The sequence below is a fragment of the Sphaerotilus mobilis genome (genome assembly GCF_004216565.1).
Taxonomy (GTDB): domain Bacteria; phylum Pseudomonadota; class Gammaproteobacteria; order Burkholderiales; family Burkholderiaceae_C; genus Sphaerotilus; species Sphaerotilus mobilis.
Genome location: NZ_SGWV01000001.1, coordinates 18,011 through 39,516 on the forward strand (window position 1 = coordinate 18,011; position 21,506 = coordinate 39,516).

The 21,506-nt window shown below is 71.0% G+C and carries 19 protein-coding genes; 5 read left to right on the plus strand and 14 right to left on the minus strand.

The features are described 5' to 3' along the window. Nucleotides 1-32: 32 nt before the first annotated feature. The 13 genes from murG to EV685_RS00140 form a co-directional block, all read right to left on the minus strand. Nucleotides 33-1,169: an undecaprenyldiphospho-muramoylpentapeptide beta-N-acetylglucosaminyltransferase gene (gene murG, locus EV685_RS00080; protein WP_130479977.1), complete on the minus strand. Its 1,137-nt coding sequence runs from the start codon at nt 1,167-1,169 to the stop codon at nt 33-35. Next, nucleotides 1,166-2,545 (minus strand): putative lipid II flippase FtsW, encoded by a 1,380-nt coding sequence (gene ftsW / locus EV685_RS00085; RefSeq protein ID WP_242615339.1) that lies wholly within the window; start codon nt 2,543-2,545, stop codon nt 1,166-1,168. The genes murG and ftsW overlap by 4 nt, the downstream gene beginning before the upstream one ends. Next, nucleotides 2,542-4,464, minus strand: coding sequence for a Mur ligase family protein (locus tag EV685_RS00090; protein ID WP_130479978.1), 1,923 nt, complete (start codon nt 4,462-4,464; stop codon nt 2,542-2,544). The genes ftsW and EV685_RS00090 overlap by 4 nt, the downstream gene beginning before the upstream one ends. After that, nucleotides 4,461-5,642: a phospho-N-acetylmuramoyl-pentapeptide-transferase gene (gene mraY, locus EV685_RS00095; RefSeq protein ID WP_130479979.1), complete on the minus strand. Its 1,182-nt coding sequence runs from the start codon at nt 5,640-5,642 to the stop codon at nt 4,461-4,463. The genes EV685_RS00090 and mraY overlap by 4 nt, the downstream gene beginning before the upstream one ends. After that, nucleotides 5,632-7,155 (minus strand): UDP-N-acetylmuramoyl-tripeptide--D-alanyl-D-alanine ligase, encoded by a 1,524-nt coding sequence (locus EV685_RS00100; RefSeq protein WP_130479980.1) that lies wholly within the window; start codon nt 7,153-7,155, stop codon nt 5,632-5,634. The genes mraY and EV685_RS00100 overlap by 11 nt, the downstream gene beginning before the upstream one ends. Next, entirely contained in the window at nt 7,152-8,747 is a 1,596-nt protein-coding gene (locus EV685_RS00105; protein WP_130479981.1) for a UDP-N-acetylmuramoyl-L-alanyl-D-glutamate--2,6-diaminopimelate ligase, read from the minus strand. Before EV685_RS00105 ends, EV685_RS00100 begins: the two co-directional genes overlap by 4 nt. Further along, nucleotides 8,747-10,567, minus strand: coding sequence for a peptidoglycan D,D-transpeptidase FtsI family protein (locus EV685_RS00110; RefSeq protein ID WP_130480003.1), 1,821 nt, complete (start codon nt 10,565-10,567; stop codon nt 8,747-8,749). Before EV685_RS00110 ends, EV685_RS00105 begins: the two co-directional genes overlap by 1 nt. A 71-nt stretch (nt 10,568-10,638) precedes the next feature. Beyond that, complete coding sequence (gene ftsL / locus EV685_RS00115) at nt 10,639-10,965, minus strand: cell division protein FtsL (RefSeq protein WP_130479982.1); 327 nt, start codon at nt 10,963-10,965, stop codon at nt 10,639-10,641. Continuing rightward, nucleotides 10,962-11,933, minus strand: coding sequence for a 16S rRNA (cytosine(1402)-N(4))-methyltransferase RsmH (rsmH, locus tag EV685_RS00120; RefSeq protein ID WP_130479983.1), 972 nt, complete (start codon nt 11,931-11,933; stop codon nt 10,962-10,964). Before rsmH ends, ftsL begins: the two co-directional genes overlap by 4 nt. A 5-nt stretch (nt 11,934-11,938) precedes the next feature. Continuing rightward, nucleotides 11,939-12,379, minus strand: coding sequence for a division/cell wall cluster transcriptional repressor MraZ (locus EV685_RS00125; RefSeq protein ID WP_130480004.1), 441 nt, complete (start codon nt 12,377-12,379; stop codon nt 11,939-11,941). A gap of 398 nt (nt 12,380-12,777) precedes the next feature. Next, nucleotides 12,778-13,896: a carbonic anhydrase gene (locus tag EV685_RS00130; RefSeq protein WP_130479984.1), complete on the minus strand. Its 1,119-nt coding sequence runs from the start codon at nt 13,894-13,896 to the stop codon at nt 12,778-12,780. 86 nt (nt 13,897-13,982) lie between these two features. Then, nucleotides 13,983-15,260, minus strand: a complete 1,278-nt coding sequence (locus EV685_RS00135) for a multidrug effflux MFS transporter (RefSeq protein ID WP_130479985.1) — start codon at nt 15,258-15,260, stop codon at nt 13,983-13,985. Nucleotides 15,261-15,267: 7 nt separating this feature from the next. After that, entirely contained in the window at nt 15,268-16,236 is a 969-nt protein-coding gene (locus EV685_RS00140) for a DMT family transporter (RefSeq protein WP_130479986.1), read from the minus strand. A gap of 95 nt (nt 16,237-16,331) precedes the next feature. Between EV685_RS00140 and EV685_RS00145 the strand changes: the two genes are divergently transcribed. Next, nucleotides 16,332-18,197: a DUF6600 domain-containing protein gene (locus tag EV685_RS00145; protein WP_130479987.1), complete on the plus strand. Its 1,866-nt coding sequence runs from the start codon at nt 16,332-16,334 to the stop codon at nt 18,195-18,197. 15 nt (nt 18,198-18,212) lie between these two features. Here the strand turns inward: EV685_RS00145 and EV685_RS00150 are convergent, their stop codons facing one another. Next, nucleotides 18,213-19,508 carry an Hsp70 family protein gene (locus EV685_RS00150; protein WP_242615341.1) on the minus strand — a complete coding sequence of 432 codons (1,296 nt, stop codon included), beginning with the start codon at nt 19,506-19,508 and terminating at the stop codon, nt 18,213-18,215. Between the two features lie 161 nt (nt 19,509-19,669). Here EV685_RS00150 and EV685_RS00155 point away from each other — a divergent pair, with 161 nt between their 5' ends. The 4 genes from EV685_RS00155 to EV685_RS00170 are packed head-to-tail and all read left to right on the plus strand — an operon-like array spanning nt 19,670 to nt 21,504. Further along, entirely contained in the window at nt 19,670-20,065 is a 396-nt protein-coding gene (locus EV685_RS00155; RefSeq protein WP_130479988.1) for a VOC family protein, read from the plus strand. A 45-nt stretch (nt 20,066-20,110) separates the two neighbouring features. Continuing rightward, on the plus strand, nt 20,111-20,503 hold the full coding sequence (locus EV685_RS00160; protein WP_130479989.1) for a VOC family protein: 393 nt from the start codon (nt 20,111-20,113) through the stop codon (nt 20,501-20,503). A 32-nt stretch (nt 20,504-20,535) separates the two neighbouring features. Beyond that, nucleotides 20,536-20,805: a TfoX/Sxy family DNA transformation protein gene (locus EV685_RS00165; RefSeq protein WP_165396670.1), complete on the plus strand. Its 270-nt coding sequence runs from the start codon at nt 20,536-20,538 to the stop codon at nt 20,803-20,805. Continuing rightward, nucleotides 20,806-21,504 carry a helix-turn-helix transcriptional regulator gene (locus tag EV685_RS00170; protein ID WP_130479991.1) on the plus strand — a complete coding sequence of 233 codons (699 nt, stop codon included), beginning with the start codon at nt 20,806-20,808 and terminating at the stop codon, nt 21,502-21,504. It begins immediately after the preceding gene. The last annotated feature ends 2 nt before the right edge of the window (nt 21,505-21,506 follow it).

Here is a 21,506-nt window from a genome sequence, read left to right on the forward strand (position 1 = left end):
GGACCGGTGTTTCGTCATCGTGATGGCTGATGTCATGCAGCCTCCTTGGGGCCGCTCAAGGCCTCGATCTCGTCGGCCACGCGCTGGGCGGCGCGCGGCAGGGCCAGCGCGCGGGCGCGCTCGGCCTGTTGTTGCAGGGTCGCGCGGTCCAGCGTGCGCAGCAAAGTGGCCAGTCGCTCGGGCGTGAACTCGGCCTGAGCCAGGTGGGTGCCGGCCTGCTGACCGGCCAGCCAGGCGGCGTTGTCGCGCTGGTGCGAGGTGGTCGACACGACCAGCGGCACCAGCACGCTGGCGACGCCGGCGGCGCACAGCTCGCTGACGGTGATGGCGCCGGCCCGGCAGACGATCAGGTCGCAATCGGCCAGCTGGCGCGGCATGTCGTCGATGAAGGGCCGCACCGTGACGTCTGCCGCGCCGTCGTCGACCAGGTCGCGCACCGTCAGGCCGGCCTGGGCATAGGCGGCGCGGACCGCATCGGCATGGGCCACGCCGGTCTGGTGCACGACATGCGGACGTTCGTCAGGCGCCAGCAGCGCCAGCGCCCGGGGCAAGGTCTGGTTGAGCACCTGCGCGCCCAGGCTGCCACCGACCACCAACAGGCGCAGCGGCCCGCTGCGGCTGGCATAGCGTTGCGCAGGCGGCGCGATGGCCTCGATCTCGGCGCGCACCGGGTTGCCGGTGACGAGTGCGCGCGGCATCGCCCGGGCCGCGTCGCCGTCGAAGCCGAAGGCGATGCGGTCGGCCCAGCGCGACAAGGCCCGGTTGGACAGCAGCAGCGCCGCATCGGCATTGACCAGCACCAGCGGCCGGCGCAGCAGCTTGGCGACCAGGCCACCGGGCACGCAGACATAGCCGCCCATGCCCAGCACCGCGCTGGCACCGCGTCGACGCAGGATGGCGGCGCACTGGCCCAGGCTCCAGAGCAGTTGGGCGGCACCGCGCAGCATGCCCGCGAGGCCCTTGCCGCGCAGGCCGGCGAAGGCGATGGTGTCCAGCGGGATGCCGCTGGGCGGCACCAGCCGGTTCTCCATGCCCGCCGGCGTGCCCAGCCAGCTGACCGACCAGCCGCGCTGGCTCATGACCTGAGCCACTGCCAGGCCAGGCATGACGTGCCCACCGGTGCCGGCGGCCATGATGACGAGGTGACGCGACGGAACGCGGGCGTTCATGGCCGTCCTCCGCCAAGGCCGGCACCCGAGCCACCGCGCATCAGCTGGCGGTTTTCCATGTCCACCCGCAGCACGACGGCCAGCGCGACCACGCACATCACGATGGCCGAGCCGCCGTAGCTCATCAGCGGCAAGGTCAGGCCCTTGGTTGGCAACACGCCGAGGTTGACGCCCATGTTGATGAAGGCCTGACCACCGATCCACACGCCGATGCCCTGCGCCGTCAGGCCGGCAAAGAGCCTGTCCAGGGCGATCGCCTGGCGGCCGATCACGAAGATGCGGCGCACCAGCCAGAAGAAGGCCAGGATGACAGCGGCCACGCCGATCAGGCCGAGTTCCTCGCCGATCACCGCGAGCAGAAAGTCGGTGTGGGCCTCGGGCAGGTAGTGCAGCTTTTCGACCGACGACCCCAGCCCTTGACCGGTCCATTCGCCGCGGCCGAAGGCGATCAGCGCATGGGTCAGCTGGTAGCCCTTGCCCTGGGCGTACTTCTCGTCCCACGGGTTGAGGTAGGCGAGGATGCGTTCGCGCCGCACATCGTTGAAGGTGATCATCAGCACGAAGCTGCCGACCAGCACCGCGCTGATGATGAGGAACATGCGGCCGTTGACGCCTCCCAGAAACAGGATGCCGATGGCGATCAGCGCGATCACGATGAAGGCGCCCATGTCCGGCTCGGCCAGCAGCAGCACGCCGACAAAGCCCAGCGCGATCGCCATGGGCAGCACCGCGCGGGTGAAGCTCTCCTTGACGTCCATCTTGCGGACCATGTAGTTGGCCGCATACATCGCCATCGCCAGCTTGGCCAGCTCGCTGGGCTGGAAGTTCAGGAAGCCCAGCGGGATCCAGCGGCGCGAGTTGTTGACCACCTTGCCGACAAAGGGCAGCAGCACGATCACCAGCAGCACCAGCGCGACGATGAACAGCCACGGCGCCCAGCGCTCCCAGACCCGCATCGGCAGGGCCGACACGGCGGCGGCGGCGACCAGCGCCAGCCCGATCGACAGCAGGTGGCGGCTGAGGAAATGGGTGGGCGAGTAGGCCGCGAACTTGGGGTTGTCGGGCAACTGGATGGAGGCCGAATAGACCATCACCGTGCCCAGTGCCAACAGGCCGACGACGATCCAGACGAAGGCCACGTCAAAGCCGACCCAGCGGGTGGGTTGGCCCGAGGCGTCCCAGCCGCGCTGACGCTCGGCACCGCCGGCATCGCCGCGCAGCAGACCCAACAGGCCGCCGATGCCACCGGCCAGACCCGCCGCCAGCCGCGCCAGCAGCGACGGCTGCGCCACCGCGCGGGTCGCACGGTTGGCGGGCGCGACGGGACGGCGGCCGAACCAGGCACCGAGCCGACCGATCAGGGTGGGCCCGTTCATGCGCCGTACTCCCCGCGTTCCTCGGCCAGCTCGGTCACCGCGTCGGCGAAGACCTGGGCGCGGTGGGCGTAGTTGCGGAACATGTCCAGGCTGGCGCAGGCGGGGCTCAGCAGCACCGCATCACCGGCGCGGCATTGTTCGAAGCACCAGCGCGTGGCGGCCTCCAAGGTGTCGAAGCGGGCCATCGGGATCGCCGATGCGGCCACCGCGTCGGCCACGGCCGCCTCGATCGCCGCCGCATCACGGCCGATCAGCGCCACCGCGCGGGCATGGGCGGCCACGGCCGGTGCGAGCGGCGCGAAGTCCTGGCCCTTGCCGTCGCCACCGAGGATCACGGCCAGCTTGGCCGGCGCCTTGTCCGGGCCCAGTCCGAGGAGCGCGGCCACGGTCGCGCCGACGTTGGTGCCCTTGCTGTCGTCGTAGGCGTCGATGCCCGAGACGCTGCGCAGGAATTCAACCCGGTGCGGCTCGCCGCGGTATTCACGCAGGCCGTGCAGCATCGGCGCCAGCGGCAGGCCGGCGGCGTTCGCCAGCGCCAGTGCGGCCAGCGCATTGGCGGCGTTGTGGCGGCCGCGGATGCGCAAGGCATCGGCCGGCATCAGGCGCTGCAGCGACAGCTCGTCGGGGTCGTAGGCCAAGGCCGCACGTTTGCCCGTGGCCTCGTCGAGGGGATCGCCGGGGTGCGCGCGCACCAGCCAGGCCATGCCCTGCTCGACCACCAGGCCCCAGTCGCCGGGACGGCGCGGCCGGTCCAGGCCGAACAGCGCGGTGCGGCGCGCTTGCCACTTCGGGCCCTTGGCCTTGACCGGCTTGCCGGCCTTGTTGAGTTCGGGCGGCGGCGGCTGCGGGACCATGGCCAGCACGGCCGGGTCATCCCGGTTGAGCACCATCACCGCCTGCTTGCCGAAGATGCGCGCCTTGGCCGCCGCATAGGCCACCAGGTCGCCGTGCCAGTCCAGGTGGTCCTGGGTGATGTTGAGCACCGTCGCCGAGGTCGGCTCGAAGTTCGTCACGCCGTCGAGCTGGAAGCTCGACAGCTCCAGCACCCAGGCCTGCGGCAGGTGAGCGAACTCGGGCGCGGGGGGCGGCGGCGGAATCAGGTGGGGCGGCGGGCCACCACCGATCACCTCGGCCGGGGCGTCGTCGGGCAGGGCCGCGTCGACCGGTGCCGGGGTCTCGGGCTGGTCGTCGACCGCCTCGATGTCATCGGGCTCAGCGGGCTCAGCGGGCTCAATGGCCTCAGCGGCCTCAGCGACATCGTCCACCTCATCGACCCGCGCCGCATCTGGCTCGGTGGCAGGCAGCGTGACCGGGACCGGTTCGACCTCGGCGGCGGCCTGGGCGACGGCCTCGACGGACATCGTCGAAGCAGCCAGCGGCGATGCGGCCTGCGCCGCCGCCTCGGCATCGAGCGCCGCACCCAGCGTGTCCAGCAGGGTCGGGCCGATGTTGCCGGCCATGGCCACACGCAGTCCGGCGCGTTCGACCAGCAGCGCGGTCAGCGCGGTCGTGGTGGTCTTGCCATTGGTGCCGGTGATGGCGATGACCTTGGGGGCGTAGCCGCGTGCGGCCTTCAGGTCGGCCAGCGCGTGCGCGTAAAGGCTGAGTTCGCCCAGCACCAGCAGGCCGCGCTGCTCGGCCGCATCGATCAGCGCGGCCATGGCCGGCTCCAGCGGCGACAGGCCGGGGCTCTTGAGCACGAGCGTCATGCCGTCCTCGACCAGCGCGGGCGTGAACGGGCCGCAGCGGAGTTCGGCGCCGGGCACGTCCTCGGCCAAACGTTGTGCCTGCGGCGGCGCATCGCGGCTGTCGGCCACCACGATGCGCGCAGCACCACAACGCTGCGCCCAGCGCGCCATCGCCAGGCCGGAATCACCCAGGCCCAGCACCAGCACGTGGAGGTCGCGCAGGAAGTTCATCGCAGCTTGAGGGATGACAGGCCCACGAGGCACAGCAGCATCGTGATGATCCAGAAGCGCACGACCACCTGGGTCTCTTCCCAGCCCTTCTTCTCGAAGTGGTGGTGCAGCGGCGCCATCAGCAGGATGCGGCGACCCTGCCCGTATTTCTTCTTCGTGTACTTGAAGTAGGACACCTGGGCCATGACCGACAGAGCCTCGACCACGAAGATGCCGCCCATGATGCCCAGCACGATCTCCTGGCGCACGATGACCGCGATGGTGCCCAGCGCGCCGCCGAGTGCCAGCGCGCCAACGTCGCCCATGAAGACCTGCGCCGGGTAGGCGTTGAACCAGAGGAAGGCCAGCCCCGCGCCGGCCATGGCGGCGCAGAAGATGAGCAGCTCGCCGGCACCGGGGATGTAGGGCAGCAGCAGGTACTTCGAGAACACCGCGTTGCCGGTGACGTAGGCGAACAGGCCGAGCGCCGAGCCGACCAGCACGACCGGCATGATGGCCAGACCGTCCAGGCCGTCGGTCAGGTTGACCGCGTTGCTGGCGCCGACGATGACGAAGTAGGTCAGGAAGATGAAGCCGAACACGCCCAGCGGGTAGCTGACCGTCTTGAAGAAGGGCACGATCAGGTCGGCCTTGGGCGGCAGGCTGTTCGAGAAGCCCGAGCCGATCCAGCGGAAGAACAGCTCGATCACGCGCAGGTTGCTGGTCTCCGACACGCTGAAGGCGAGGTAGAGCGCCGCGATCAGGCCGATCAGCGACTGCCACAGGTACTTCTCGCGCGAGGCCATGCCCTCGGGGTTCTTGTGCACGACCTTGCGCCAGTCGTCGACCCAGCCGATCGCGCCGAAGCCGAAGGTCACGAGCATGACGATCCAGACGAAGCGGTTGCTCCAGTCGAACCACAGCACGGTCGAGATCGCGATCGACAGCAGGATCAGCACCCCGCCCATCGTCGGCGTGCCGGTCTTGACCAGGTGGCTCTCGACGCCATAGGCGCGCACCGGCTGGCCGATCTTCAGCTCAGTCAGGCGGCGGATCACCCACGGGCCGAAGGCCAGGCCGAGCAGCAGCGCGGTCATGGCCGACATCACCGCACGGAAGGTGAGGTACTGGAAGACACGCAGGAAGCCCAGCGTGTCGGGGGCATAGGCCTGCAACCAGGCGGCGAGGCTAACCAGCATCTTGTTGTTCTCCTGCCTGGGCGGCACGCACGCGGATCGCGGCGACCGCCCGTTCCATGGCCATGAAGCGCGAGCCCTTGACGAGCACCGACGCGGCGGCCGGACAGGCGCGATCCCGCTGCGCCAGCACCTCGAGCAAGGCGGCGGTGTCGGCGTGATGGCTCACCTGCTGAGCCTGGACACCGGCATCCTGCGCCCCATGACGCGCACCTTGTTCCTGAACCCGCTGCTGGACCCGCGCTGCGTAGGCCTGCGCCGCGCCGGCCGCCAGCGTACCGGCGGTCCAGAGCTGTTCGATGCCGCGATCGGCCGCGAGCGTGCCGACCTCGGCGTGGAAGGCCGGGCCTTGGTCGCCGACCTCGCCCATGTCGCCCAGCAACAGCCAGCGTGGCGCCGGCAGTTCGGCCAGCACCTCGATGGCCGCGCGCATCGAGTCGGGGTTGGCGTTGTAGCTGTCGTCGATCAGCGTGACCGTGCGGCCGGCCCAGTCCAGCCGCGAAACCTGCGAGCGGCCCTTGACCGCCGCGAAGCCGGCCAGGCCCCGTTGGACTGCCTCGGCCGGGCAGCCGGCGGCGAGGGCACAGGCGGCGGCGGCCAGCGCGTTCTTGACGTTGTGGCGACCGGCCACCGCCAGCGCCACCTCGATCTCGCCGGCCGGCGTCTCGAAGCGGGCCTGCCAGTGGTCGCCGGCCCAGTCGGCATGGGCGACGGCATCGATCGACGAGATGTCCAGACCTGCCGCCGCCGCCTCGTCGGCCAGCGCGAAGGTCAGCACACGACGCGCGCCGGCCAGCGAGCGCCAGATCGGCGTGTAGGTGTCATCGGCCGGGAAGACCGCCGTGCCGTCGGCCGGCAAGGCGGCGATGGCGCAGCCGTTCTCGCGCGCCACGGCTTCGACCGTGTGCATGAACTCCTGGTGCTCGCGCTGGGCGTTGTTGACCAGCGCGACGGTGGGCTGGGCGATGGCGGCCAGTTCGGCGATTTCGCCGGGGTGGTTCATGCCGAGCTCGACCACCGAGGCCCGGTGAGGTCCGCGCAGCGCCAGCAGCGTCAGCGGCACCCCGATGTGGTTGTTGAAGTTGCCGGCGGTGGCATGCGCCGCCTCGCCCTGCCAGGCCCGCAGGATGGCCGCGATCATCTGCGTGACCGTGGTCTTGCCGTTGCTGCCGGTCACCGCGATCAGTGGCAGCGTGAAGCCGGCACGCCAGGCGGTCGCCAGCGCCTGCAGGCCCGCGAGGCTGTCGGGCACCTCGATGCCCGGCAGGCGGGCGGCTTGCAGGCCACGTTCGGCCAGCGCGGCGACGGCACCGGCGTCCCGCGCCGGCTCGATGAAGTCGTTGGCGTCGAAGCGCTCGCCGCGCAAGGCCACGAACAGATCGCCGGGCCGCAGCGTGCGGGTGTCGCTGTGGGCACGTTGCAGCGGCGTCGTGCCGTCGCCGATCAGCCGGGCCTGCGGGATGCGGCGCTGGATCAGCGCATGAGCCTGCGCCAGCGTGAGCCAGTGGGCCGTCATGCGTGGCTCCTGGCCCGCAGCGCGGCGGCGGCGGTGTCGAGGTCGGAGTACGGCCGCTTGACGCCGCCCACGTCGAGGTAGTCCTCATGGCCCTTGCCGGCGATCAGCACGACGTCCTCGGGGGCGGCATCGGCCAGCGCCGCGTGCACGGCCTCGCTGCGGTCAAGCACGGCGCGCACATGGGATGCGCCGCCGCAGCCCGCCAGCACCTGGTCGACGATGGCCTGCGGGTCTTCCAGCCGCGCGTTGTCGCTGGTGACGACGACCACATCGGCCAGCCGGGTGGCGACCTCGCCCATGACCGGGCGCTTGCTGGCGTCGCGGTTGCCGCCGCAGCCGAACACGCACCAGAGCCGGCCGCCCTGGGCCTGGGCCACCGGCCGCAGCGCACCGAGGGCCTTGTCCAGCGCGTCGGCGGTGTGGGCGTAGTCGACCACCACCTGCGGCAGTTCCGCAGCGCGGTGCGACTCGCCCCGGACCCGCTGCATGCGCCCGGGCACCGGCGTGAAGCCGGCCGCCAGCTCGGCGCAGCGCGCCAGCGGCAGGCCCAGCACACGCAGGCCACCGATGACGGCCAGCACATTGGAGGCGTTGTAGTGGCCGATCAGCTGGGTGCGGACCTCGGCGCGGTGTTCGGCATCGCGCCGGCGGCCCGGTTCGGCCGTGCTGGCCTCGTGGACCGTGAAGGCAAGTCCGCCGTCGACGTAGTGCAGCTGGCTGGCGCGCAGGCGTGCCGGCAAGGCGCCGAGCGTGTAGGTCCACAGGTCGAGGTCGCCGCGCGCGGCCAGCTCCTCGGCCAGCGCCGCGCCGGCGGTGTCGTCGCGGTTGAGCACCGCCGCCTGCAGGCCATGCCAGTCGAACAGCGCGCGCTTGGCCGCCCAGTAGCTCGCCATGTCGCGGTGGTAGTCGAGGTGGTCGGGCGTGAAGTTGGTGTAGAGCGCCACGCGGATGCGCAGCGCATCGAGCCGGTGTTCGACGATGCCGATCGACGAGGCCTCGATCGCGCAGGCCTCGTGGCCGCGATCGGCAAAGCCGCGCAGCGCCCGGTGCAGCGTGACCGGGTCGGGCGTGGTCAGGCCGGTGGCCTGAACGGTCGCCGAGGGACGCGCCGTGCTGGGCGGCTCGCCCACGCCCAGCGTGCCGATCACGCCGCAGCGTCGGCCGGCAGCGGACAGCGCCTGGGCGGTCCACCACGCGGTCGAGGTCTTGCCGTTGGTGCCGGTGGTGGCGATCACGTCCAGCCGGTCGCTGGGTTGGCCATGCCAGCGGTGCGCCAGTTCGCCGGTGGCCGCCTTCAGGCCAGGCAAGGCGACGATGCGGGTGTCGAAGAAATGCCAGGCGTCCACGCCGGCCGATTCGACCAGGCAGACGGCTGCGCCGGCGGCCAGCGCGGCGCCGACATGGGTCCGGCCGTCCTGGGCATGTCCGGGCCAGGCGATGAAGACATCGCCGGGCGCGACGCGCCGGCTGTCGGTCTGCAGCATCGCCAGCGGGCCGGTGTGGTCGAGCAACCAGGCCAGCGCCGCATCGACGTCCGGCAGGGTCTGCAGCGGGCCGTGATGCGGGTCAAGCGGGACGTGGAGGTTCGCCATCAGTTGGACTCCACCTCGGCCGGCACGGCCAGCGCGCGGGCGTAGATCTGCGGCTGCACCGCCAGATCGGTGGGCTCGCGCAGCGCGCGCAGCGTCTCGTGCACCACCTGGCTGAAGACCGGCGCGGCGACATCGCCGCCGAAATAGCGGCCGTTGCTGGGCTCGTCGACCATGACGGCGACGACGATGCGCGGCGACGAGACCGGCGCCATGCCGACAAACCAGGCGCGGTACTTGTTGCTCAGGTAGGCATTGCCTTCCTGCTTGTGCGCGGTGCCGGTCTTGCCACCCACCGAATAGCCCAGCGTCTGGGCCTTGGGCGCGGTGCCGCCCTCGCCCGCCGCCATCTGCAGCATCTTGCGCACAGAGGTCGCGACCTCGGGCCGGAAGACCTGCACGCCGGCCGCCGGCAGGTCGTTCTTCAGGATGGACACCGGCATCAGCTGGCCATCGCGCGCGAACACCGTGTAGGCCCGTGCCAGCTGCACCAGCGAAACCGACAGGCCATAGCCGTAGCTCATGGTGGCCTGCTCGATGTGGCGCCAGCTCTTGTGGGGGCGAAGTCGGCCCGCCGCCAGTCCGGGGAAGGGCAACTGCGGCTTCTGGCCCAGGCCGACGCCGTTGAAGACCTCCCACATCTCGCGCGCGGGCATGTCCATCGCCAGCTTGACCGTGCCGACGTTGCTGGACTTCTGGATGATCTGTTCGACCGTCAGCAGGCCATGCGGATGCGAGTCCGAAATGGTCGAGCCGCCGATGGCCAGCCGGCCCGGGGCCGTCTGGATGACGGTCTCTGGCCGCACCCGGCCGGACTGCAAGGCCTGCGCGATGACGAAGGGCTTCATCGTCGAGCCGGGCTCGAAGGTGTCGGTCAAGGCGCGGTTGCGCAAGGCGCCGCCGGCCAGCGACTGGCGATCACCCGGCATGTAGCTCGGGTAATTGGCCAGCGCCAGCAGCTCGCCGGTGCGGGTGTCGAGCACCACCACGCTGCCGGACTTGGCCTGATGCAGCTCGACCGCTTCCTTGACCTTCTGGTAGGCGTAGTACTGGACCTTGGCGTCGATCGACAGCGTCACGTCGCTGCCGTCGACCGGCTCGCGGCCTTCGCCGATGTCCTCGACGATGCGGCCCAGCCGGTCGCGCACGACGCTGCGGCTGCCGGCGCGGCCTTCGAGCTCCTTCTGGAAGGTCAGCTCGATGCCTTCCTGACCCTTCTGCTCGAAGTTGGTGAAGCCCACCACATGCGCAGCCGCCTCACCCTCCGGGTATTGGCGGCGGAACTCGCGGGCCTGGTGCAGGCCCTTGATGCCCAACTGGCGGACCTGCTGGGCGACGCCGTCGTCGACCTGGCGGCGCAGCCAGACGAAGTTCGGGTTCTCCGACAGGCGCAGGTTCAGCTCGCGCGGGCCCAGGCCGAGCAGCTGGGACAGCGCCTTGAGCTGCGCGGCATCGGCCTTGAAGTCCTTGGGAATCGCCCAGATCGACGGCGCGGGCACGCTGCCGGCCAGCTCCAGCCCATTGCGGTCGAAGATGCGGCCGCGCTTGGGCGGCAGCTCGAAGGTGCGGGCGTAGCGGCTCTCGCCCTGCTTCAGATAGAAGTCGGTGTTGACGGCCTGGACATAGACTGCCTTGCCCAGCAGCACCGCGAACGCCAGCCCGACGCCGACGACCACCAGCCGCGAACGCCACAGTGGCGTCTTGGCGGCCAGCAGCGGACTGCTGGCGTACTGGGCCGGATGGCCGACGTTGACCGATGCGCGCGCCGTGACGCGCGATCCGGCACGGGCGCCGGACCGGTTGGCAGCGCCCCGCGAACCCATGCCGCGCAGCCGCGCCGCCAGACGGGCCAGCCAGCCCTCGCCACCGTGACGCGCCGGACGGTTCTCGCGCGTCATGGCCGCACCCCCAGCGCCGAGGCTGAAGCCGCCGCCGAAGCCGAAGCCGCGCCATCGAGCGGATCGGCAACCTCGACCACCACGCCGGCACCCGCCGACCGCATGCCCAGCCGCGTCACCGCCTCCTGGCGGACCCGACCGTTGGCGGCCAGCTCGCGGCGCACCAGCGTGAGCTTCTCGGCATCCAGTTCGAGCTGGCGGGCCTGGGCCCGCTCGCGTTCGAGTTGCACGAACAACTGGCGCGAACGGTAGGAGGTCTGCACCAGATAGACGGCACTGGCGACCAGCGCGACCAGCAGGAGCACGTTGAGGCGCGAGCTCATCGGCGCCACTCCTGCGGCAAGGCCGCATCGGTGCGCTCGGCCACGCGCAGGATGGCCGAACGGGCGCGTGGGTTGACCGCCACCTCGTCGTCACCGGGCTTGATGCGGGCGATGGCCTTCAGCGCCAGCGGCGTGCCGGTCGCGTGTGGCACGCGGCGGTCGTAGACCTCCTGGGCGTGGCGCGCGATGAAGGTCTTGACGATGCGGTCTTCGAGCGAATGGAAGCTGATGACGACCAGCCGGCCGCCCGGCTTGAGCCGCTTGAGCGACTGCGCCAGCGCACGTTCGAGCTCGTCAAGCTCGCCGTTGACGGCGATGCGCAAGGCCTGGAAGGTGCGCGTGGCCGGGTCCTGGCCCCGTTCACGGGTCTTGACCACGCTGGCGCACAGGGCGGCCAGTTCGCCGGTGCGGGTCGGCGAACGGCCTTCTGCACGGCGGGCAAGCAGGGCACGCGCCAACGCCGGGGCGAAGCGCTCCTCGCCATAGTCGCGGATGACCTCAATCAGCCGCTCCTGCGACGCGGTGGCGATGAACTCGGCCGCGCTCTGTCCGCGCGTCGGGTCCATGCGCATGTCCAGCGGACCGTCGAAGCGGAAGCTGAAGCCACGATCCGGGTCGTCGATCTGGGGAGAGGACACGCCGATGTCCAGCAGCAAGCCGTCGACCTGGGCGATGCCCAGTTCATCGAGCAATTCGTCGAACGCGGCGTAGCGGCTGTGGTGGATCGAGAAGCGCGGGTCGTCGATGCGGGTCTCGCCGTCGCGGGCGTTGGCGATCGCCTCGGGGTCGCGGTCGATCGCGATCAGCCGGCCGTCGGCATCAAGCTGCGACAGGATCAGCCGGCTGTGACCACCACGGCCGTAGGTGCCGTCGACATAGACACCCGCGCGCTGCTGCACGAGGGCATCGACTGCCTCGTGCAGCAGCACCGTGCGGTGCTGCCCTGGAACGGCGACGGCAGTGGCCATGGGGGTCAGAAGGTGAAGTCCTGCAACGCCTCGGGCATGGGCTGCTGCAGCACCGCAGCCTCGGCGGCGGCGTGCCGCGCGGCGTCCCAGAGCTCCAGGTGGTTGCCCATGCCGATGAGGTGGACGTCGCGTTCGAGTCCGGCGGCGGACCGCAGTTCAGGCGAGATCAGCACGCGCGAGCCGCTGTCGATCTCGACGTCCATCGCACTGCCCAGAAAGATCCGCTTCCAGCCGGCCGCCGACATCGGCAGGGCTTCGACCTTGGCGCGGAACGCTTCCCAGACCGGTCGCGGGAAGACCATCAGGCAGCCTTCGGGGTGCTTGGTCAGCGTCAGGCAACCTTCGGCAAGCGACACCAAGACCTCGCGGTGGCGCGAAGGGACGGTGAGCCGTCCCTTGGCGTCCAGCGCGAGGGCTGAAGTCCCTTGAAAATGAAAGTCCGCCACAAAAACCCACGATATGACACGTTCGCCCACTGTAGCGGAGAAAAAGACACAGGGTCAAGCCGAGCCGTGAGAAATTGCCAATGAAATCAAGCACTTAGCAAGACTGAGGCGATCAGGGGCGGAGACCAAAAAAGCGAGCAAAAAGAAGGACTTGCACCCACTTGGTGAGGTTGAACTTGAGGTGTTACCCCTCTTGACCGGGACTTGACAGACTGGCACCCCCCGTGTTCGCAGGAAACCCGGCCAAAAAATGAAAAAACCGACCCTCCGCGAGGAGGATCGGTCAAAAGCCGAACAGGATCGGCTGGCGGCACCCCGTCGTTCCCGGCTCAGGGAACGCGGCCGGCGCCGCCGTCAGCGCAGGAGGAAATCGGCGTGTCTCACGGTCATCTTCATCATCAGTTGGACTCCTTGATCAAGCGGTTGCTCGCCGGCTGGATCGGCCGGGCGTTCATCGGGTAGAGGCGGCTGAAGATCGCGAGCTGCTCGGGCGCCACCGTGACCGGCTGCTTGAACACCATCCACAGCACACCCTCGCTGCAGGGCGGCGTGGTGAGCGAGCCCATGTAGGTGTAGTAGCGCCGGTCCTCGGGCAGCAGCTGGGTCAGGTCGAGCGTGCCGAGCGCACGCTGCTCCTCGTTCTTCTCCAGCGGCAGGTTGTTCCAGATCGCCTGGACCAGCGGATGTTGACGGCCCTGCTGGATCAGCACGGCGACCACCGCCAGCCGGCCCTGCGGGTCCTTGTGGACCAGGTGCACGTCCATGTCGAACTGGCGGCCGTTGATGCGCTCTTCGGACGGCCGGTGGAAGTGGAACTGGACCAGGTCGAAGCGCCGGCCGTTGACCTCGATGGCGTTGCCCGGCGCGACGTTGACCTGGATGGTGTGGCCGTTGTCGATCACGCCGAAGGGCACCGGCTGGTAGTCGAAGCGCAGCGGATCAAGCTCCACCCGGATGCCTTCGCGGATGTCGATCGGGCTCTGGCGCTGGCCACGGGCACAGGTCGCAAATTCAGGCGCGAGTTCGGCCCAGCCTTCAGGGCCGTCCGCCCCTTGATAGGACCAGTGCGGCAGCCCGCCATGTCCCGACGGCGCGTGGGCGGTCGCAGCAGGCTTGGCCGCACGGGCCGCAGGCGGTGCGACACGGGCGATCCGGTGCGGCTTGTCGGCCGGTGCGGCGCCATGTGCATCGACGTCCGCAGCGGGGCCATGGCCGGACGTCTTCACCGTGACCCTCAGCACCGGCACCTCGCCGGCCTTGGACTCGCGCGCCTGCTGGGCCTCGCGGACCTGGGCGACGCGGTCGGCGAGCTTGTCGCGCAGCTCGTCGAGCGAGAGCGCCTTGCCGCTGGCCTGGGCGGCTGGCTTGTCGTGGGCAGGCTCACGGGCCGACGCGGGTGTCAGGCCCACGGACAAGCCCAGGGACAGGCCGACGGCGGCGGTCGTCAGCCAGGCGCCGCAGAGCGGGCGCAGGGCGGGTCGCGAGGGTGCGGGCGGGGCGTGCGGAAGGAGGTCCATGCGGGGCTCACCGAAGGTGTGGTGTCCCCCCTGCTTTCGGCGCGCGGCCGCTTGAACTTGAGCCGTTCGGGTGCGGCAAAACCGCGTCAGGCCGCCGGGTGTGTCGAAGGTCGCGGGTCGCGCCGCAGGAGCCGGCGGTGCCAGACCCAGGCCAACAGGCCGATCGCCATCAGGCCGGCCGAGGTCAGGCTCAGCGCCAGCGCACTGTGCATGACCAGCGGTGTGACCACCCCGGCCACCAGCGCGTTGGCCAAGCTGCCGACGGTGGCCTGCAGCGACGAGGCCATGCCACGCCGCTCGGGTGAGAGGTCCAGCACCATCAGCGTGACGACCGGCACCAGCACCGCCCAGCCCAGGCTGAACAGCAGGATGGGCGGGAAGGCCCACAGCGGATGCAGAGGCAACAGCAGCGTGCCGGCGATGTTGAGCAGGCTGGCCAGCAGCATGATCAGGAAGCCCATCCGGATCTGGCGACGCGGCTCGATCCGCCCCGCCATGCGACCGCTGACCGTGGCCCCGACCATGATCCCGACGATGGTCGACACGAAGAACCAGAAGAATTGGGCCGGCTGCAGCCCCAGCAGTTCGCCCAGGAAGGACGGCGCGCCGAGCACGTAAAGGAACATGCCGTTGAACGGCACACCCGAGGCCAGCGCCAGCAACCAGAAGCGCCGGTCGCTGCCCAGCTCGCGGTAGCCCTGCCACAGCGAGCGCACCGACAGCGGCTGGCGGCGGTCAGGCGCAAGGGTCTCGGGCAGCGAGCGCCAGACGCCCAGCCAGATCGCGCAGCCGACCAGCGTCAGGAAGAAGAACACCGCGCGCCAGTCGAGGTGCACGAACAGCCAGCCGCCCACCAACGGCGCGATCGCCGGCGCGATGCCGAAGAAAATCGTCACCTGCGACATCATCTTCTGGGCCTGGTCGGGCGGGTAAACGTCGCGGATGACCGCGCGCGAGACCACCATGCCCGCGCCGGTCGACATGCCCTGCAGCGCACGCAAGGCGATCAGCCAGCCGATGTGGTCGGTCAGTGCGCAGCCCAGGCTGGTCAGCGTGAACATCGCGACGCCGGCCAGCACGACCGGTCGGCGCCCCAGCGCGTCCGACAGCGCGCCGTGGAACAGGTTCATCAGGGCAAAGCCCAGCAGGTAGGCCGACAGCGTCTGCTGCATCTCGACCGGCGTGGCCCCCAGCGAGCGGGCGATGCCGGCAAACGCCGGCAGATAGGTGTCGATCGAAAAGGGGCCGAGCGTGCCCAGGCTGGCCAGCAGCACGGCCTGGAGCCAGCGCGGCGCGTGCCAGTCGGTCCGGTGGGCGGCTGGCGCGGTGGGGGTCGGTTCGATGGGGCTTGGTTCGGTGCTCATCGCGGCATCAATCGGGGTGAGCCTGAGCGACCAGCGGCTCGGGCCGCGAGCGCAGCGCCGACAGCACGCCGATCACCAGCAGCCCCACGCCCAGCAGCGTCACCGGGCCGGGCGGGTGGCCACGCAGGATGAAGGCGTAGCTCAGCGCGGCCAGGGTCTCGAACACGATCAACTGACCGGCGACCGTGGTCGGCAGGCGCTGGCTGGCCTCGTTCCAGCACAGGGTGCCCAGCCACGACGCAAGCAGGCCGATGGTGACCATCAGGCCGATGAAGAACAGGGGGCGTGGGCCGAAGGGCAGATCGAAGTCGCTGCCCGACAGCCCCATCACGGCCCATGTCAAGGCATAGCCGATCACCGCCAGCGGCAGCGTCGCCAGCCCTTGCGCGGTGGCCCAGGTGCTCGGGCTGCGGTCGGGGTGGGCGCGCAGCCAGTCGGCATTGCGCAGCGGATACCAGGTCCAGCAGACAACCGCCCCGACCGCCAGCAGCGCGCCGAGCGCGTAGCGGCCGAAGTCAGCGTCCGGATCGGCCTGCAGGGCGGCCAGCTCGACCTGGTTGACGCAGCCGATGCCCGCACCGATCAGCAACAGTGAAGGCAGCAGTTGCAGCCACGGCAGCTTGCCGTCGCGCCGGGCGTCGCGCAGGTTGGAGGTGATGGCGATGACCACCGGCAGCGTGCCGATGATCATGGTCGGCAAGGGCCCGCCGGCTCGCTGGATCGCCGCCGACAGGAACAGGTAGTAGATGACGTTGCCGACCAGCGCCAGCCGCAGCGCCTCGCGCCAGTCGGCCCGGCTCAGGCCACGCAGCCGCTCGCGGTCCAGCCAGCCCAGCGGCAACGCGATCAGGCCGAAGGCAAGGTAGCGGCCGAAGGACTGCAGCGCGGCGGGGTATTCCGGCAGCATGAGGGGTCCGACAAAGACGAGCCCCCACATCAATCCGGCGGCGAGGGCAAAGGCGGTTCCGATCCACATCGGTGCATTGTCCATGGCCGCTTCAGGTCGGCCGGCATGTCAGCCGCGACCGGGGGCCAGCCGTTGTTCGACACATCGAGTCGATGGAGCCTTCGATGTCCCTCAGTTCCGCTGCCTTCTCGATCTGGCCAAGCCGGATCGTGGCTGTGCTGGCCCTGCTGCTCAGCATGGCGACGGCCACGGGCACTGCCCGGGCGGCCGACGACCCGTCCGGCCGGGTCGGCCGCATCGTCATGGCCGAGGGCGACGCCCGGCTGCGCCACGACGACGGCACGCCTGCGGTCGAACACCGGGAAGACAAGCTGCGCAACTGGCCGGTGACCGGCGGCGACCGGCTCTCGGTCGGCCGCGACAGCCGAATCGAGATCGCCATCGGTTCGACCCGCCTGCGCCTGGGCGAGGACAGCGAGCTGACCATCACCACGCTGGACGACGATCGCATCGCGCTGGAACTGGTCGAGGGCAGCCTGGCGGTGGTGCTGCGCAGCGACGAGGTGGCGCGCGAACTGTCCATCGACACAGTCGCAGGACAGATCAGCCCGACCGGCGCCGGCCTGTTCCGGATCGACGTCCCGGCCGCGCGCCGCGGCGAACCCGACACGGCCGCGGCCACCGCCTGGCGTCAGGCGCTGGTGATCGAGCAGCCCGGCGTCGGCCGCCTGACCCTTAAGCCCGGCCAGCGCGCCGAGCTCTACCGCGATGGCGGCTGGCGCTTGGGCACGCCGGAATCGGACGACTTCGCCCGCTGGGCCATGACACAGGACGGCCTGCGCGAGCTGGCCGGGCGCGACGACCCGGTGCCGGCCGAGATGACCGGCGCAGACGACCTCGACGAGCACGGCGACTGGAGCCGGGCGCCCGAATACGGCTGGGTCTGGGTGCCGCGCCGCGTCGGCCCGACCTGGGCGCCCTACCGCGACGGTCGCTGGGTCTGGGTCCGACCCTGGGGCTGGACCTGGGTCGACGACGCGCCCTGGGGCTATGCGCCCTTCCACTACGGCCGCTGGGTCTGGTGGCGCGATCGCTGGGGCTGGGTGCCGGGCGACTGGACGCCACGTCCGGCCTGGGCCCCCGCGCTGGTGGTCTGGAATGGCAACCCGGGCGTGTCCTGGTCGGTCTCGATCGGCACCGGCGTGGCCTGGTATCCGCTGGCCCCGCGCGAGGTCTACGTGCCGTCCTTCCGCGTCGGCCTGCGCTATGTGCAGGCGGTCAACCGGCCGCATGTGCACGACGACCGGCTGATCGGCCGGGTGGTCGAACGGCCTGACGAGGTGCTGCGCGGCACCCCCTTCCGCTACAGCGGCTTCCGCGCCGCGATCAGCATCGGCGACGGCCACCGCGGCCGCGGCGACAACGGCCACGGCGTGATCCGGGCCCAGCCCTGGCGCGATGCCGAGCGCCTGCCGCCACGGGTGCGCGCCCCCGAACCGCCGCCGCCGGTGCTGCGCCGGGACCCGCCCGCGCCCCGGGTGATCGACCGGCCGTACCGGATCGACCGGGGTGAGCGCGGCGAGCGCGGCGGCGAACCGCGCGGCCCCGATCGTGGCCTCGAACGCACCATCCCCGCGCCACGACCGGTGCCGTCGGCCTCGCAGAGCGCGCCGATGCCGGTCGAGATCCTGCGTCCGGCACCACGGCTGGATGCGCCGCCGCAGGAACGTCGTCGTCCTGAGTTCCCGCGCCCGGATATGCAGCGCCCGGAGATGCAACGCCCTGACATGCAGCGCCAGGACAACCCGCGCCCGCCGGTGCTCCAGGCACCGCCGCGCTCGGAAGCGCCGCGGGTCGACATGGCCCGACCGCAACCGATGCGGCCACCGGATGGCCCGTCACGAGGCCAGGGCGGCGGCGAACGGGGCGGAGAACGAGGCGGCGACAGAGGCGGCAAACCCGAACGCTGGCCGCTCGACAGAAGCGATCGTGGCGGTGATCGCGGCGGTGACCGCGGCGGGGATCGCTGAGCCCGCCGTCGCTGCTCAGGCCCGCAGCAGGCGGGCGTAGACACCCAGGCCGGCCGCCACGCTGGCGAGCCGGTCGCCATGCACCGGGCGGGCGCCAGGGAAGGCGGCCGACAGCGCGTCGGTCAGGCCCTTCAGGCCGGTCGAGCCGCCGGTGAAGAACAGCGCGTCGATGCGGGCCGGATCCAGCCCGGCCAGCCGCACGGTCTCCTGCGCGGCGGCGGCGATGCGGGCGACGTCATCGGCCACCACCTCACCGGCACGCCCGGCGTCCAGGCCAACTTCCAGCCCGCGTTCGACCAGACCCAGCGAGATGCGCGTCTCGCCACCGGCGGCAACGTCGATCTTGGCCCGCTCGGCACGCGCCAGCAGGTCGTGGCCCAGGTGGTCGGTCAGCACCTTCATGAGCCGCTGATGCAGCACCGGGTCGGCATAGTTGACCTTGGTCGCACGCGCCTCGGCCAGGCGCTGCGGGCGGTAGAGCGTGTTGACCAGGTGCCAGGTCGCCAGGTCGAAGTAGATCCGGCTGGGCACCTCGCGCGGTGGCTGGCCGCCGATGGACGGGCCGAGGCTGCCATAGCCGATCGCCGGCAGGATGGCGCCCAGTTCGACCCGGCGGTCGAAGTCGGTGCCGGCGATGTGCACGCCGTGGTGGGCCAGGACGTCGTCGCGGCGATCCAGCCGGGTGCGGCGTTGCGGTCCGATGCGCACGACCGAGAAGTCCGAGGTGCCGCCACCGATGTCGGCCACCAGCAGCCACTGTTCGGCGTCGACCGTGGCCTCGTGGTGCAGCGCGGCGGCCAGCGGCTCGTACTGGAATGCGATTTCCTCGAAGCCGACGGCGCGGGCCGACGCTTCCAGCGCGGCCTGGGCCTGGGCGTCCCGCACGGGGTCCTCGTCGACGAAGAAGACCGGCCGGCCCAGCACCGCATGGCGGATGGCGTGGCCGGCGCGGGCCTCGGCGGCGCGCTTGAGGTGCATCAGGTAGCCGGTGATGACGTCGCCGAAGCTGACCGAGCGGCCGGCGCCGATGTCGGTGTGCTGGTCCATCAGGCTGGAGCCCAGCACGCTCTTCATCGAACGCATCAGCCGGCCTTCGCTGCCCTCGGTGTAGGCGGCCACCGCCGCACGGCCGAACAGGCGCGGCAGGTTCTGCAGGCCCGGCCCTTCGGCCAGGTAGAACACGGCGGTCGGCATGGTCAGCTGGCCGTCTTCCAGCGGCACCAGCGCCATGCCGCCCGGCGCGGCGGCGTCCGGCACGGCGATGGCCGAGTTGGAGGTGCCGAAGTCGATCGCGCAGAAGTCGTCGGTCAAGGAATCTCGTGCGGTCACTCTGGCAGTCACGGCGGCGGCTTTCTCGGCTGGCTGGGTTCGGAAGGGCGCGGATGATACGGGCGCACCCCTGCTGACACCCCGTTGTCAGCAGGGCAGGCGCAGCATGAGGACTCCACCAACCGACCGACACGGAGTCATCCATGAGCCCACAAGACACCCTTCCCGAGCGCGCCATCCATTGGTTCGAGATCCCGGTCGACGACCTCGATCGCGCCCAGCGTTGCTACGAGGCCGTGCTCGGCCGGCCGATGCGGCGCGAGTCGATGGGCCCGCAGATCGAGCTGGCGGTGTTCGCCTACGAGCCGGGCGCTGCCACCGGCGGTTGCCTGATGAGGTCGCCGGGCCTGCGTCCGAACGCCGACGGCACGCGGGTCTACCTGAACGCCGAGCCCTCGCTGAACGCCGCCGTCGGCCGGGCAGAACGTGCTGGCCTGCGCGTGCTCGTGCCACGGGTCGACCTGCCGGGCGACATGGGCGCGTTTGCGGTCATCGTCGACAGCGAAGGCAACACGGTAGGCCTGCACGCGATGGCTTGACCGCCGGCCAGCGCCGGATACTGGCGGACCGGAAGGAGACACGCCATGCACTACGCCTACACCATCGTCTACGTGCATGACCCCGAAGCCTCGCTCAGCTTCTTCGAGCGCGCCTTCGGGCTGGAACGCCGCTTCATCTCGCCGGAAGGCGACTACGGCGAGCTGCAGACCGGTTCGACCACCTTGTCCTTTGCCCGCCATGCGCTGGCGCGCGAGAGCCTCGGGCAGGACTACGCGCCGGTCGATGCCTCGGCCCTGCCGCCGGGCATCGAGATCGGCTTCGCGGTGGCCGACGTCAGCGCCGCCGTGGCCCGCGCGGTCGAGGCCGGTGCCACCGTCCTGAAGGACCCGACCGTCAAGCCCTGGGGCCAGACCGTGGCCTATGTGCGCTGCCCGGACGGCAGCCTGGTCGAGCTCTGCACGCCGATGGGTGGCTGAGCTTGGCTGCCCGGCCCAGCGATGAGGAGGCCGTGCCGCTCGGCCCGGTGTCGGCCGGCTGGCTGGCCAAGGTCGGCGTGCACCGCGTCGCCGATGTGAAGGCGCGCGATGCCGTCCGGCTCTACCTGGACGTGCGCGCGATCTGGCCGGCCGCCAGCCTGAATCTGCTGTGGGCGCTGGTTGCCTTGCAGGACGGCTGCCACTGGCGCGAGGTGGCCGTCGAACGCCGCACCGAACTGCTGATGCGGTTGGACGACCTGGGCGCGGCGCCGCGTCGTGCGCCGAGCAGAAGGCCGGACTGAATGCGTCGCGCCGAACGCCTGTTCGAGCTGGTCCAGCTGATCCGGGGCCGGCGGCTGTCGACAGCGGCCTGGCTGGCCGAGCGCCTGGGCGTGTCGACCCGGACGGTCTACCGCGACGTCGCCGACCTGATCGCCCAGGGCGTGCCGATCGAGGGCGAGGCCGGCGTCGGCTACCGGCTCGGGCGTGGCTACGAGTTGCCGCCGCTGATGTTCAGCAGCGCCCAGGCGCAGGCCATGGTGGCGGCGGTGCGGGTGGCCGTCTCGCGGCTGGACGACCGCATGGCGCGCGACGCGGAAGACGCGCTCGGCCGCATCCTGGCCGTCATGCCGACGACCGAACGCACGGCGGCCGACCGGCTCGCGCTGTTTGTGCCCGGCCACCTGCGCGAACGCATGCCGGGTCGCGAGGCGCTGGCGCCCGTGCGGCTGGCGATCGACCAGCGCCGCAAGCTGCGTCTGGACTACCGCGACGCGGCGGGCGCAGCCAGCCTGCGGGTGGTGCGCCCGCTCGGCTGCTTCTGCTGGGACACGGTCTGGACGCTGGCGGCCTGGTGCGAGGAACGGGCCGACTTCCGCCATTTCCGGCTCGACCGCATGGTCGCCGTCGAGACGCTGGACGAGACCTTTGGCGACGAACCCGGCCGCACGCTGGCGGACTTCCTGCGCCGGATCACGACGGAACGCGGCTCGCGGCCCTGAGG